The organism is Halomonas sp. A29 (genome assembly GCF_046723295.1).
Lineage (GTDB): Bacteria > Pseudomonadota > Gammaproteobacteria > Pseudomonadales > Halomonadaceae > Halomonas.
On record NZ_JAXQPR010000006.1, the window covers coordinates 306944 to 321246 of the forward strand.

At 66.8% G+C, this 14303-nt stretch carries 10 protein-coding genes and 1 tRNA gene; 4 read left to right on the forward strand and 7 right to left on the reverse strand.

The annotated features are described in order from the left end of the window. Positions 1 to 7: 7 nt before the first annotated feature. From fdhF to SPH52_RS13875, 4 genes are all read left to right on the forward strand, one after another. Positions 8 to 2908 (forward strand): formate dehydrogenase subunit alpha, encoded by a 2901-nt coding sequence (gene fdhF, locus SPH52_RS13860; protein WP_411795616.1) that lies wholly within the window; start codon positions 8 to 10, stop codon positions 2906 to 2908. Next, positions 2901 to 3725 (forward strand): formate dehydrogenase accessory sulfurtransferase FdhD, encoded by an 825-nt coding sequence (gene fdhD, locus SPH52_RS13865; protein ID WP_411795617.1) that lies wholly within the window; start codon positions 2901 to 2903, stop codon positions 3723 to 3725. Before fdhF ends, fdhD begins: the two co-directional genes overlap by 8 nt. 7 nt (positions 3726 to 3732) lie before the next feature. Further along, complete coding sequence (locus tag SPH52_RS13870) at positions 3733 to 3975, forward strand: formate dehydrogenase subunit delta (RefSeq protein WP_411795618.1); 243 nt, start codon at positions 3733 to 3735, stop codon at positions 3973 to 3975. Between the two features lie 304 nt (positions 3976 to 4279). Continuing rightward, positions 4280 to 4939, forward strand: coding sequence for a L,D-transpeptidase family protein (locus SPH52_RS13875; RefSeq protein WP_411795619.1), 660 nt, complete (start codon positions 4280 to 4282; stop codon positions 4937 to 4939). A 13-nt stretch (positions 4940 to 4952) separates the two neighbouring features. On the opposite strand, the gene SPH52_RS13880 is transcribed toward SPH52_RS13875, so the two are convergent. The 7 genes from SPH52_RS13880 to fdnG all read right to left on the reverse strand — a co-directional run bounded on the left by SPH52_RS13880 (position 4953) and on the right by fdnG (position 14171). Further along, positions 4953 to 5048 (reverse strand) — tRNA-Sec (locus SPH52_RS13880). Between the two features lie 31 nt (positions 5049 to 5079). Next, on the reverse strand, positions 5080 to 7002 hold the full coding sequence (selB, locus tag SPH52_RS13885; protein ID WP_411795620.1) for a selenocysteine-specific translation elongation factor: 1923 nt from the start codon (positions 7000 to 7002) through the stop codon (positions 5080 to 5082). Continuing rightward, a complete protein-coding gene (selA, locus tag SPH52_RS13890; protein ID WP_411795621.1) occupies positions 6999 to 8435 on the reverse strand; it encodes an L-seryl-tRNA(Sec) selenium transferase in 1437 nt (478 codons plus the stop codon). Before selA ends, selB begins: the two co-directional genes overlap by 4 nt. Before the next feature lie 76 nt (positions 8436 to 8511). Beyond that, a complete protein-coding gene (gene fdhE, locus SPH52_RS13895) occupies positions 8512 to 9450 on the reverse strand; it encodes a formate dehydrogenase accessory protein FdhE (RefSeq protein WP_411795622.1) in 939 nt (312 codons plus the stop codon). After that, positions 9447 to 10136, reverse strand: a complete 690-nt coding sequence (locus tag SPH52_RS13900) for a formate dehydrogenase subunit gamma (RefSeq protein ID WP_411795623.1) — start codon at positions 10134 to 10136, stop codon at positions 9447 to 9449. Before SPH52_RS13900 ends, fdhE begins: the two co-directional genes overlap by 4 nt. After that, positions 10133 to 11089 carry a formate dehydrogenase subunit beta gene (fdxH, locus tag SPH52_RS13905; protein WP_411795624.1) on the reverse strand — a complete coding sequence of 319 codons (957 nt, stop codon included), beginning with the start codon at positions 11087 to 11089 and terminating at the stop codon, positions 10133 to 10135. Before fdxH ends, SPH52_RS13900 begins: the two co-directional genes overlap by 4 nt. A gap of 13 nt (positions 11090 to 11102) precedes the next feature. After that, a complete protein-coding gene (fdnG, locus tag SPH52_RS13910; RefSeq protein WP_411795625.1) occupies positions 11103 to 14171 on the reverse strand; it encodes a formate dehydrogenase-N subunit alpha in 3069 nt (1022 codons plus the stop codon). Positions 14172 to 14303: the final 132 nt, after the last annotated feature.

A 14303-nucleotide genomic window follows, 5' to 3' on the forward strand; every position in this document is an offset into this window, starting at 1 on the left:
GTACGACATGTTGCACTATTACGATCCCAAGCACGTTTCACCGGAGCGCGACTTCGGCACCCCGGCGCGGCTCTCCGAGAAGCTCGTCACCCTCGAGATCGACGGCACCGAGATCACCGTGCCCGCGGGCACTTCGGTGCTGCGGGCAGCGGCCTTGGCCGACATCAACATTCCCAAGCTGTGCGCCTCGGACAACCTCGAGGCGTTCGGCTCCTGCCGCCTGTGTGCGGTGCAGATCGAGGGCCGGCGCGGGTTGCCAGCCTCCTGCACTACGCCGGTCGAGGCAGGCATGCAGGTCACCACGCAGAACTCGCGGCTCGCCAAGCTGCGGCGCAACGTGATGGAGCTCTACATCTCCGACCACCCGCTGGACTGCCTGACCTGCCCGGCCAACGGCGACTGCGAGCTGCAGGACATGGCCGGTGCGGTGGGCCTGCGCGAGGTGCGCTACGGCTTCGACGGTGAGAACCACCTGGCCGCCGAGACCGACGACTCCAACCCCTACTTCAGCTTCGACCCCAGCAAGTGCATCGTCTGCTCGCGCTGCGTGCGCGCCTGCGAGGAGGTGCAGGGCACCTTCGCCCTGACCATCGAGGGGCGCGGCTTCGAGTCCAAGGTCGCCGCCGGGCAGAGCGAGGCGTTCATGGATTCCGAGTGCGTCTCCTGTGGCGCCTGTGTGCAGGCCTGCCCGACCTCGACGCTGATGGAAAAATCGGTGATCGAGCAGGGCCAGCCGGAGCACAGCGTGGTCACCACCTGCGCCTACTGCGGCGTAGGCTGCTCGTTCAAGGCCGAGATGCAGGGCGACCGGGTGGTGCGCATGGTGCCGTACAAGGGCGGCGACGCCAACCACGGTCACTCCTGCGTCAAAGGTCGCTTTGCCTTCGGCTACGCCACCCATCCGGACCGGCTCAAGACGCCGATGATCCGCGAGTCGATCGACCAGCCCTGGCGCGAGGTGGGCTGGGAAGAGGCGATCGCCTTCGCCGCCGAGCGGCTCAAGGCGATCCAGGCCAAGTATGGCCGCGAGAGCATCGGCGGCATCACCTCGTCGCGCTGTACCAACGAGGAGACCTACCTGGTGCAGAAGCTGGTGCGCGCAGCTTTCCGCAACAACAACACCGACACCTGTGCGCGGGTGTGTCACTCGCCCACCGGCTTCGGCCTCAAGGCGACCCTGGGCGAGTCCGCTGGCACCCAGACCTTCGATTCGGTGATGAAGGCCGATGCCATCGTCGTCATCGGTGCCAACCCCACCGACGCCCACCCGGTGTTCGCCTCGCAGATGCGTCGCCGCCTGCGTCAGGGCGCCGATCTGATCGTCGTCGACCCGCGGCGCATCGACCTGCTCAAGACGCCGCATCATCATGGCGCCCAGCACCTTGCCCTGCGCCCCGGCACCAACGTGGCGATGATCAATGCCTTGGCCCACGTGGTGATCAGCGAGGGGTTGGAGGATCGTGAGTTCATCGCCAAGCGCTGCGACGAGTCGGGTTACCAGGCCTGGCGCGAGTTCATCCTCGACGAGCGCCACTCGCCCGAGAGCGTCGAGGCGATTACCGGCGTGCCCGCCGAGCAGGTACGCCGTGCGGCGCGCACCTACGCCAACGCACCCAACGGCGCGATCTACTACGGTCTTGGCGTCACCGAGCACAGTCAGGGCTCGAGCATGGTGATGGGCATCGCCAACCTGGCCCTGGCCACCGGCAACATCGGTCGCGAGGGCGTGGGCGTCAACCCGCTGCGCGGGCAGAACAATGTCCAGGGCTCCTGCGACATGGGCTCCTTCCCCCACGAGCTGCCGGGCTATCAGCATGTCGGCGACCCCGCCGTGCGCGAACGCTTCGAGGCGGCCTGGGGCGTGCCCATCGACGACGAGCCTGGGCTGCGCATCCCCAACATGTTCGACGCCGCGGTTGCCGGCGAATTCAAGGCGCTCTACGTGCAGGGCGAGGACATCGCCCAGTCCGACCCCAACACCCAGCACGTGGAGCTGGCGCTGCGCTCGCTGGAGTGCCTGATCGTGCAGGACATCTTCCTCAACGAGACGGCCAAGTTCGCCCACGTGCTGCTGCCGGGCTCTTCCTTCCTCGAGAAGGACGGCACCTTCACCAACGCCGAGCGGCGCATCAACCGGGTGCGCAAGGTGATGCCGCCGCTGGCCGGCAAGCAGGACTGGGAAGTGACTGTGGACCTGGCCAATGCGCTGGGCTACCCCATGCACTACGAACACCCGGCGCAGATCATGGACGAGATCGCCAGCCTCACGCCAAGCTTCACTGGCATCAGCTACGCGCGGCTCGACGAGCTGGGCAGCATCCAGTGGCCATGCAACGAGGCGCACCCGAAGGGCATGCCGACCATGCACATCGAGGACTTCCCCATCGGCCTGGGTCAGTTCGCCATCACCGATTACATCGCCAGCGAAGAGCGCTCCAACCGCCGTTTCCCGCTGCTGCTGACCACCGGGCGCATCCTCTCCCAGTACAATGTCGGCGCCCAGACCCGGCGCACCGACAACCAGGCCTGGCACGACGAGGACGTGCTCGAGCTGCATCCCGCCGACGCCGAGCTGCGTGGCGTGCGCGATGGCGACTGGGTCGGCATCACCAGCCGTGCCGGCCAGACGGTACTGCGCGCCCGGGTCAGCGACCGCATGCCACCTGGGGTGGTCTACACTACCTTCCACCACCCGGGCAGCGGGGCCAATGTCATCACCACCGACAGCTCCGACTGGGCGACCAACTGCCCGGAGTACAAGGTGACCGCGGTGCAGGTCGAGAAGGTCAGCCAGCCGTCTGCCTGGCAGCGCCAGTTCCAGAGCTTCGACCGGCTGCAGCTGGAGCTGTTGCGCGGTAAAGCGGGAGAGGTGGGCGAGCAGCCCTCAGCGGAGCGTGCCAATGAGTGACGACCCCAGCCGCTGCCGGGCCCCGGTGGACGTGCGCCGGGCCGGCGGCGCCGAGCGGCTCGAGGACAGCATCGCCGTGGAGATGCCGGTGGCGTTGGTCTACAACGGCATTTCCCATGCCGTGATGATGGCCACCCCCGCCGACCTGGAGGATTTCGCCCTCGGCTTCAGTCTCACCGAAGGCATCCTGCAGGCAGCGGACGAACTCTACGATATCGAGGTGCGCGAGGAAGCCGCCGGGATCAGTGTGCATCTCGATATTGCTGCCCAGCGCTTCATGGAGCTCAAGCAGCGTCGTCGCAGCCTGGCTGGGCGCACCGGTTGTGGCCTGTGCGGTACCGAGTCGCTGGAGCAGGCGATCCGTCCGGTCGCTTCGGTAGCGGCGCCCGTGGTCGCCGACGGTGCCATTCAGCATGGGCTGGAGGCGCTGAAGTGGCACCAGCCGCTGCAGCGCGAGACCGGTGCCACCCACGGCGCCGCCTGGTGCAACCTCGATGGGCAGGTACGGCTGGCACGCGAGGACGTCGGTCGCCACAACGCCCTGGACAAGCTGATCGGCGCACTGGTGCGCAGAGGTTTCGTCCCACGGGAAGGCTTCGCTCTGGTCTCCAGCCGGGCCAGTTACGAGATGGTGCAAAAAAGTGCCAGTGTCGGCATCGGCTGTCTGGTCGCCGTCTCGGCGCCCACTTCGCTTGCCATCGAGCAGGCGCGCCAGGCCGGCCTGCTGCTGGTCGGCTTCGCCCGTACGGGACGCCATGTCATCTATCATCAGCCGGCCGCCGAGATAGCGCCGGTCTTTCATGCCAGCGGAGGTTGATATCGTCATGAGCCGCAGCCAGCTCGATACCCTGATCCACATGGCGAACCAGATTGCCATCAACAATGCGCATTACGATGACTCCGTCGAACGCATCCACACTCACTTGAAGAAGTTCTGGGCGCGGAGCATGAAGCGCCAGATCGTCGAGTACCTTCACCAGGACGGCTCTCAGCTGTCGCCGTTGGCCCATCAGGCCATCGAGCGGCTGGCACAATCTCAGGAAGAGGTTCGGCCGGCGAGCGCTTGAGCCGGTGAGATCACGTTTTTCAACGGTACCAGGCGCTCCCCCTCTTTCGCCTTAATTCCCCTGTGGTATATTCATGCCATGCGTCTCATGGCCCGGCCGGTGGCCGTGCCGACGGGCCATGGGCCCGTGCGAAGGCTAACTCCAGGAGCGCCGCATCGCGCTCCTTCATGCCCTTGCCATGCGAAGCATCCGTCGAAGGGAGTCGTGCCATGACGTTCATGGCGCGGGCCACGGCAGGCCTCATGAATAACCGATCGGCTCAAAGCCGACGCATATAACGCTACTACGCACGGGCAGGGGCTTCATGAACAGGGCTTTTTTCCAGGCTGCCGCCTTGACGGCAGGCTTCTTCGCGTTCGGGTCGACGGCACAGGCCAACATTCCCGATCCCTCCCAAGAACTCGATGCCATGCTGGCCGGCCAGCCAACGCTCTGGCAGGTGCTGGATGCGGTTGCCATGCCCGAGGGGCTCACGGCCGATGAGGTCTGGCTCAGCATCGATCTGCGCAGTCGTCAGGTCAGGGTCTTCCGCGGTGAGCATGTGATCAAGCGCATCGAGCACCTGGCTTTCGGTGCCGGCGGTGCGGCGCCGCTGCGAGCCAGGGGCAGTTCGATGACACCGCTGGGAGAGTTCCGCGTCGACCGCATCAATCGTGCCTCGCGCTTCGGCCTGTTCTTCGGCTTCGACTACCCCAATGCCCAAGTCGCCGAAGAGGCTCTGCGCACCGGCAAGATCACGCTGCAGGAATACTGGTACATCGAGAACTACCGTGCGCGTCACGGCCGGGCACCGCACACCACGTCACTGGGCGGGCTGATCGGTATCCATGGCCTGGGGCAGGGCGATCCCGACGTGCACCGCAGCTTCGACTGGACCGAGGGCTGCGTGGCGGTCAGCAACGAGGAGATTCGTGCGCTGGATCCGTGGCTGAGGATCGGTACGCGGGTGGTGATCAAGGGCTGAGACAGGCGCGGGCTGGCGGAAGAGCGTGGGAGTCGAACCCACCAGGGACCGCTGGCAGCCCCTGCCAGATTTGAAGTCTGGCCGCCCCACCGGGGGTCGATCCTCTTCCTTGAGTGCTTCTTCAGCCTAGGGCCATTGCCCTACTGCCACATCTCGGCGTTGCGTATCACGCGCTCGTCTCCGATGCGGCGCGTGAAGCCTACCTTATCAAAGAATTCGAGTATGTGAATGGCCAGCTTGCGGCCGGTGGCGATGCGGTCGCGAAAGGCGGCGGCACGTATCCGGTCGTGCTCCTGTTGCAACGTTTGCACGATGGCAGCCATCTCGGCGACCGTCTCGGCCGTATAGAAGTGGTCGCGGCGTACCTGGTAGAGCCGGCCGAGGCGGGCGCAGGCGATGAGCACCTCACGGATGCGCGCTTCGTCGAGGCCTTCGCTCGCGGCCAGGTCGCGCACCCGCGGCGGCTGGAAGGGCGCCGCGGCGATGAGCGGCTCAAGCCGCTGCCACAGCGCTTCGTCGGCCTCGCTGAGCGTGGCGCGGTGGCCGGGCAGGGCGACGAAGGGGCCATTGGCGATCAGCGCGCCGCGCTCGATCAGACGCTCCATCAGCTGCCTGGCTATCGCTTCGGGCAGTTGAGGGAGGGACTGTCGTGCCAGCCGGCCGCGCTCGATGCCGAGCATCGAGGGCTCGCGCTCATGGTTGGCCGCCACGGTTTCGACCAGCCGGCCCTGTAGCGCCGTGATGGTTTCACCAGAGAAGGCGCGGCTCTGCTCACGGCTCTCCAGGGTCTCACCCCCCAACGCCGCAACCGCCTCGACCAGAGCCTGCAGGGTAGCGTTGGCATTGCGGGCCAGGGCGCGTAGGTCGACGCCGGCTTGCAGCTGCAGCCCCTGTTTCAGTGCCGGCGTCAGATCGAGCGGCGCGGTGGCGGTGCACTCAACCAGCGCGGCAAGCCAGGCGAGCCGCTCGGAACGCCGCTGGCCGCGCCGCGGCGGGTTGCCTTCGAGCACCACGCCGCCGCCCAGCGTCAGGCCCGCGCTCGGGTCGCGAATCACGCAGCGATCGCCCAGGCAGGCGTGTACCGGTTCGTCGAGCACCAACTGGCCCAGCATGCCTTCGCCGGGGTCGAGACGTTGCCCTTCCAGCAGCGATACGCGGCCGCTGTAGCGGGCCACACCCAGGTGAACGTGCACCGGCGACCAGTGCTTGAGCGAATGGGCTGTGTCGAGCAAGCGCAGATCGGCGTCGAAGCGCTTGAACAGAGGCGTTTCCAGGGCCTCCGCCACGACCCAGTCGCCACGACCCACGACATCGCGGCTGACGTCGGCGCCGGCCAGGTTGAGCGCCACGCGGTCGCCCTGGCGAGCGTGGTCGCTTTCGCGATGCTGGCGGCGCAGGCTGCGCACCCGCGCCGTGATGCCGGAGGGCTCCAGGCGTACCGTGTCGTCACGGCTCACCCGGCCGGCAAAGGCGGTGCCGGTCACCACCATCCCGGCGCCGCTCTTGGTGAAGACCCGATCGACGACGAGTCGAAAGCGTCCCTGAACAGGCGCATCGTGCTGCCTTGCGGCCAGGGTCCAGAGATGGTCGCGCAGGGCTTCCACGCCTTCGCCCGTCTGGTTCGACACCTCGTGAACGGGCGCGCCGGCCAGCGGCGTGTCGGCCAGCAGGGTATGGATATCTTCTCGCACCTGGCGCCTGCGCGGGTTGTCGACTCTGTCGATCTTGGTCATGGCCACCAGGCCGCGGTCGAGTCCTAGCAGGCTGAGAATCTGGAGGTGCTCGAGGGTCTGCGGCATCACGCCGTCGTCGGCGGCCACCACCAGCAGCACCGTATCGACGCCGACGCTGCCCGCCACCATATGGTGCAGGAAGCGCACGTGGCCGGGCACGTCGACGAAGCCGAGCTCGATGCCTTCGGCCACCACGGGGTAGGCGAAGCCGGGCTCGATGGTCAGCCCACGCGCTTTCTCCTCCTTCAGCCGGTCGGTGTCGATACCGGTGAGCTGCCGGATCAGGGCGGTCTTGCCGTGGTCGACGTGGCCGGCGGTGCCGACGATCACGGCCTGTCTCCCGACGGGGCAGCGCCATAGAGGCGGGGCAGTTGCTCCAATTGACCGATGAAGACGGCGATTTCCGCCTCGCCGGTCAGGCAGCGCAGGTCGAGGTGCAGGGCGCCATCGCCGATACGTCCGATCACCGGGCGCGGCAGCTGGCGCAGGGCGGCCTCCAATCGGCGTAGCGCGCGCTCGCGCTGGCGTCGTTGTCCGGTCTGGGAGCGCCATACCAGCGCCCGGCTGGGCAGACGATCCACCGGCAGCGAACCGCTGCCGAGCTGGCTCTGGCACGCCGCCAGCTTGACCGAGAACTCAGGCAGCAGTTGCTGAAAGTGGGGTAACAGACGCTCGCCGGTGGCGGCGATTTCCTGCTCGGAGCGGGTCAGCAGCGCCAGGGTGGGGATATCGCGCTCGGGGGCGTCGCTGTCGCGGTAGAGGCGCAGGGTGGCCTCCAGGGCGGCCAGGGTCAGCTTGTCCAGGCGCAGGGCGCGCTTGAGGGGGTGGCGCTTGATGGTGGTGATGGCTTCACGGCGACCGACGATGATGCCGGCCTGAGGGCCGCCCAGCAGCTTGTCGCCGCTGAAGGTGACGACATCGGCGCCGGCAGCGATGGCATCATTCGGCTGCGCTTCGTAGGGCAGACCGAGGGCGGTGAAGTCGGCCAGCGCCCCGCTGCCCAGGTCGACCAGCAAGGGGAGACCATGGGCATGGGCGATTTCGGCCAGCTGCGCTTCGGGCACGCTCGCGGTGAAGCCAGTGATGGCGTAGTTGGAGGTGTGCGCCTTGACGACAAGTCCGGTGTGCTCGCCGATGGCGTTCTCGAAGTCCCGCGGGTGGGTGCGGTTGGTGGCGCCGACCTCGCGCAGCCGACAGCCGGCGGCCTGCATGATGTCCGGCATGCGGAAGGCGCCGCCTATCTCGATCAGCTCGCCGCGGGAGATCAGCGCCTCGCGGCCGGTACCCAACGCACCCAGAGCCAGCAGCACGGCGCCGGCGTTATTGTTGACCACGGTGGCGGCCTCGGCGCCGGTCAGCTCGCACAGCAGATTCTCGACCAGGCGGTCGCGGTCGCCGCGCCCGCCATCCTCCAGGTCGTATTCCAGCGCCGTGGGGTGGCGCGCGGCATCGGCCATGGCGGCGATGGCCGCTTCGGCGAGGGTCGAGCGTCCCAGGTTGGTGTGGATCACCGTGCCAGTGAGGTTGAACACCGCACGACTGGCGGGGCGCGCCAGTTCGGCCACTCTCGACCTGGCAAGTTCGGCCAGGGTCTCGATGCCGGGTGGTGCCGTGTCGGCGCCTGCCAGGTGGTTGCGGGTCTCGTCGAGGGTTTCGCGCACCGCGCGCCGGGTGAGGCAGTGGCCGTGCCGTTGGCGAGCCGCTTGCACGGAAGGGTGAGCCAGCAGTGTGTCCACCGCGGGCAGGCTGCGTCGAACGTCCATGGTCGCCTTCATGTCCATGCCGGGATCGGGTCCCTATGGGATAGCATGTCGGGCCGAACGCGTCCAACGGGCGACTTCAGCCCTCGACGATGAGCAGGGGATTGAAGCCGCTGCGGCGGTAGCGCCCCTCTTCACCGAGCAGCAGGTCCAGCGTCAGGCTGGCCAGGTCGTCGGCCAGCGGCTCGACCTCGGCATCCAGGGCGCGGGGGAATATCTTCAGATAGCTGACGCAATCGCCACAGGCTTCGGCCTGGGCCACCGAGAGCCCTTCTTCGGCGCCATCCCCCGCTTCAGGAGCCAGGCTGAGGTAGTCGAGCTTGCCGCTCTGTTCGCACACGCTGCAGATGGAGCGCTCCAGGTACCACTGGGTGGCGCACAGGCCGCACTGCAGATAGCGTACCCCGCTGCTGCGAGGGTCGGTCTCGACCACGCTGGCCACCGGAGGCGAGCCGCAGCTGGGACACAGCGTGCGCACTTCGCCGCTGGGCCGCCCCGGGGCCTGAGGCAGGGTATGTACCAGGCGCAGCCAGGCCACCTGCAGGGCGGCGGCCACCAGCGGCATCAGGCCGCGTGCCCGTTCCTCTCCGGCCTCGCCCGCCAGCACTTGGCGGGCCAACTGCCTGAGCGATTTCTCCGGTAGCTCGCGCAGGGCGGCGAGCAGCGGGCGCTGGGCCTCGCCGACGTGAAGCTCCAACGCACCGAGCAGGGCCTCAAGCTCGCTGGGCAGATCGATGTCGTCCTGCAGCGCCTGCACGTTGAGTGGCGGCATGCCGTGCTCAAGGGCCAGGGCAAAGGCTTCCGGCTCAGGCTGCCAGCCCGGCGTGGCACGCTCCAGGGCAACCTGCTGGGCCGTGGCCAGTTGGGCCATGAAGGTGAGGAAGTCACGCAGCGGCTCGTTATGCTCGGCGAGTGCCTGCAGGCGCCGGGCGCGGCGGGCGAAGTGGTCCTCGGCGGGCAGCCTGACCTCGGGCGGGTGCATGACCCCCGTGGGGGCGTTGCCGAAAGGGTGTGTCACGGCGTCTCCTGTCCGCTGTGGTCATGACGACGGCTGATCTCGCGGTGCTTGCGCTCCTTCTCCATCTCCTCCTCGTACCACAGGTCGTGGTGGTGGCGTGCCCAGGCCTTGCTGACCCGGCCGCGAATCATGGCCTGGAACGAGCCCTTGACCCAGATGCCCGAGTAGATGTGGATGATCAGGGTAATGATGGCGAGAAAGGCGAGGTAGGCATGGCCCATCGAGGCCAGCCGGCGCAGGGTGATGGGCATCGCCTCGCCAACCAGGGGCTGCCAGATCATCACGCCGGTGATCAACAGCAGGACGATGCAGCCCAGCATGATCCAGTAAACCAGTTTCTGCCCGGCGTTGTTCTTGCCCACCGGTGGCAGCTTCTCGTCGCGGTTGGCCAAGACGTCATTGATCTGCTTGAGCCACTGGATGTCGTGGCGGCGTATCAGGCTCTCCTTGAAGAAGCGAATCGCCATGATCACGAACATCAGCGCCATGAACAGGCCGATCCAGGGATGCAGGATGCGGGTCATGGTCGGCCCGCCGAACAGTCCCGTCAGCGACCAGAAGAAGGGGTGGAAGAACGGCAGCCCGCTGAGCACCAGAAGCACGAAGCTGATGGCCACCAGCCAGTGGGTGAGGCGCTCTCCCAGGCTGTAGCGCCGTAGATGCGGGTCCGATTTGGCCAGGCTCATGGACGCTCCTCCCTTTTCTCCTGCTCTTCCATGGCCTCCCGCTCTCTCTGGCGGGCCTCGTCGTCACGCACTGCCTGCTCGTCCTCCTCGCCGTACTCCTTGGGCCCGGCGGTGACGTAGTGGAGGAAACCGGTCAGGGCGGCAAGGCCGAGCGCCGCCGAGGCCAACGGCTTGGTCACGCCTTTCCAGGCACTGACCATGGGGCTGATGCTCGGATCCTCCGGCAGGTCGTTGTAGATCTGCGGCTTGTCGGCATGCTGCAGTACGTAGATCACGTGGGTGCCGTCGACGCCTTCCGGGTTGTAGACCCCTGCGTTATCGAAGCCGCGGCTCTTGAGGAAGGCGGTACGGGTCTCGGCCAGGTCGAGCATGTCGTCGCGGGTGCCGAACATGATCGACCCGGTGGGGCATGACTTCACGCAGGCCGGCTCCAGGCCGTGGAACACCCGGTCGGAGCACAACGTGCACTTGTACGACTTGCCGTCCTTCTCCGAGATGCGCGGCACGTCGAACGGGCAGCCGGTGACGCAGTAGCCGCAGCCGATGCAGTGCTCGGAGTTGAAGTCGACGATGCCGTTGGCGTATTGCACGATGGCGCCGGGGGCCGGGCACGCCTCGAGGCAGCCGGGATCGGCGCAGTGCATGCAGTTGTCCTTGCGGATCAGCCACTCCAGGTTGCCCTGCTCGTCCTCGTACTCGTTGAAGCGCATCACCTGCCAGGTGTTGGGCGAGAGGTCGAGCGGGTTGTCGTACTCGCCGACGCACTCGCCGACCTCGTCGCGCAGGTCGTTCCACTCGGCACAGGCGACCTGGCACGCCTTGCAGCCGATGCAACGCGACACGTCGATCAGCTTGGTCACGCGGTCGATGCCGCCGGTGCGCTCCTGCGGCGAGGGCACCTGACTGGCCGAGCGGGCAATGACGTTCTGCAGGTTGATCTGTTCGCCTCTCATCCTTGACCTCCTCCTACAGCTTCTCGACGCGCACCAGGAACGACTTGTATTCAGGCGTCTGGGTGTTGGCGTCGCCGACCGACGGTGTCAGGGTGTTGGTCAGGTACGACTTCTTGGTCTCGCCGAGGAAGCCCCAGTGCAGCGGAATACCGATCTGGTGTACCGTCTTGCCGGCCACCTGCAGCGGGCGGATACGCTTGGTCACCACCGCCACCGCGTCGATGTGACCACGCTTGGAGCTGACCCGAACCCGGTCGCCCTTGGCGATGCCCAGCTCCTGGGCCAGGGTCTCGCCGATCTCGACGAATTTCTCCGGCTGAGCGATGGCGTTGAGCCGGTTGTGCATCGTCCAGTAGTGGAAGTGTTCGGTCAGGCGATAGCTGGTCGCGGCGTGGGGGAACTCCTCGAAGGTGCCGAAGTTCTCGCGGTCCTGGGCGAATACGCGAGCCCCCGGGTTGTGCTTGGCCAGCGGATTGTCAGGGTGCAACGGGTTGTTGGCGATCGGCGTCTCGAACGGCTCGTAGTGCTCCGGGAAAGGTCCTTCCTTCATGCGGTCGCGGGCGAACAGCTGGCCGCGTCCGGTCTGGTTCATGATGAACGGCCCCTGGTTCTCGTCGGGGGCCGACTCCTCCGGGAAGTCAGGTATGTCGTTGCCGACCCAGCGCTGGCCGTTCCACCACACCACCGCCTTGTTGGCTGCCCAGGGCGTGCCGTCGGGGCGAGCGCTGGCGCGGTTGTAGAGAATGCGGCGATTGGCCGGCCACGCCCAGGCCCAGCCCAGGGTCTGGCCGGTGCCATAGGGGTCGGAGTTGTCGCGGCGTATCATCTGGTTACCGGCCTCTGTCCAGCAGCCGGCGAAGATCCAGCAGCCGCAGGCGGTGGAGCCGTCGGCGCGCAGCATGCCGAAATCCTCGATCTGTTCGCCGGCGCGCACCACCAGGTTGCGGTCCTCGTCGAAGACGTCCTCCAGCGCCCAGCCGTTGTACTCCCGTGCCAGCTCCTCGGGGCTCGGCTCTTCGGGCCGGCGGTAGGGCCAGTGCAGGTTGAGGATGGGGTCGGGGAAGGCGCCGCCTTCCTCCTGATAGAGCCGCTGCAGGCGCAGGAAGATGCCGGCCAGTATCGCCGTGTCGGGCTTGGCCTCGCCCGGCGGCGGTGCCGCCTGCCAGAACCATTGCAGCCAGCGCGAGCTGTTGACGATGGTGCCGTCCTCCTCGGCGAAGGCGGTGGTCGGCAAGCGGAACACCTCAGTGTCGATCGCCGTGGGGTCCACATCGTGGTACTCGCCGTGATTCTTCCAGAACTCGGCGGTCTCGGTGCGCAGCGGATCGATCACCACCAGGAACTTCAACCGCGCGAGTGCTTCGGTGACCTTGGCCTTGTGCGGAAAGGCCGCCAGCGGGTTGAAGCCTTGGCACAGGTAGCCGGTTATCTCGCCTTGGTGCATGCGTTCGAAGGTATGCAGGATGTCATAGAGATCCTCGCCCAGCTTCGGCAGCCAGTCGTAGCACCAGTCGTTGGCCTCGGTGGCGGCGTCGCCGTACCACGCCTTCATCAGGCTGACGTGGAAGCGCTCGTAGTGGCGCCAGTAGGAGACCTCGCCGGGCCCCAGCGGAGGCCGGGCGCGCTCGAGGATGTACTCCTCGTAGTCCTGCTCGTCTTCGCTGGGCAGCGACAGGTAGCCCGGCAGCAGGTCGGAGAGCAGTCCCAGGTCGGTCAGCCCCTGGATGTTGGAGTGACCGCGCAGGGCGTTGACCCCGCCGCCGCGCATGCCCATGTTGCCCAGCAGCAGTTGGACGATGGCCGCGGTGCGGATGATCTGCGAGCCGATCGAATGCTGTGTCCAGCCCAGCGCATAGAGGAAGGTCATGGTCTTGTCGGGGGCGGCCGTCTCGGCGGCCATGTCCCACACGCGCTGGATCTTCTCCTGTGGGGTGCCGCATACCGAAGACACCAGCTCGAGGGTGTAACGGCTGTAGTGTTCACGCATCAACTGGAACACGCAGCGCGGATGCTCGAGGGTCGGGTCGCGCAGGGCGTGGCCATCCTCGTCGTACTCGTACTGCCAGGTCTCCATCTCGTACTCGCCGTTGTCGGCGTCGTAGCCGGTGAACAGCCCGTCCTCGAAGCCGAAGTCCTCGCGCACGATCAGGCTGCCATCGGTGTAGGCGAGTACGTAGTCGCGCTGGAAGCGGCCGCTCTCGATCAGGTAGTGGATCAGGCCGCCGAGGAAGGCGATGTCGGTGCCGGTACGGATCTCGGCATAGTAGTCGGCCACCGCCGCCGTGCGGTTGAAACGCGGATCGACCACCACCAGCCGGGCGTCGTTGTGCTCGCGTGCTTCCATCACCCAGCGGAACCCCACCGGGTGGGCCTCGGCAGGGTTGCCGCCCATGGCGATGATCAGGTCGGCATTGCGAATGTCGACCCAGTGATTGGTCATGGCACCGCGACCGAATGTTGGGGCAAGACCTGCCACCGTCGGTCCGTGTCAGACACGCGCCTGGTTGTCGAACACCACCATGCCGAGGCTGCGGACGATCCTGTGGGTGCAGTAGGCCGTTTCGTTGGTCGAGGCAGAAGCCGCCAGCATGCCGGTCGTGGTCCAGCGATTGACCGTATCGCCCTCTTCGTTCTCGGTGATGAAGTTGGCGTCGCGATCATCCTTCATGTGCCGGGCAATGCGATCGAAGGCTTCGTCCCAGGTAATCCGTTTCCACTCGTCGCTGCCGGCCTCGCGCACCTGGGGGTAGCGCAGTCGCGACTCGCTGCGAATATAGTCGAGTAGTCCCGCGCCCTTGGGACACAGCGAGCCGCGGCTCACCGGATGATCCGGGTCACCCTCGACATGGTAGACGTCATCGACATTGTTGATCGCTGCGTCGCCGCGACTGTAGAGCAGCACGCCGCAGCCCACCGAGCAGTAGGTGCAGTTGCTGCGGGTGATCTTGGCGCCGGTCAGCTTGAAGTGGCGAATGGAAGCCACGGCGGGCTCCGGTGTGAAGCCCATCATGGCCAGGCTGGACGTGGCCATGCCTGTCGCACCGAGCTTGAAGAATTGTCTGCGTGTTACCCGTAGGGTCATGAGGCCTCCTGCCTGGCTCTTCCGCCCTCTTGTCGTTGGTATCGTCACTGTCTCGTAGCGTCCGGCTCTATGGCCGACTCGGTTGCCCGTCGCGCTGGCGCCTGTGGCTGCGGGCGTGCCGACTTCCGCGAG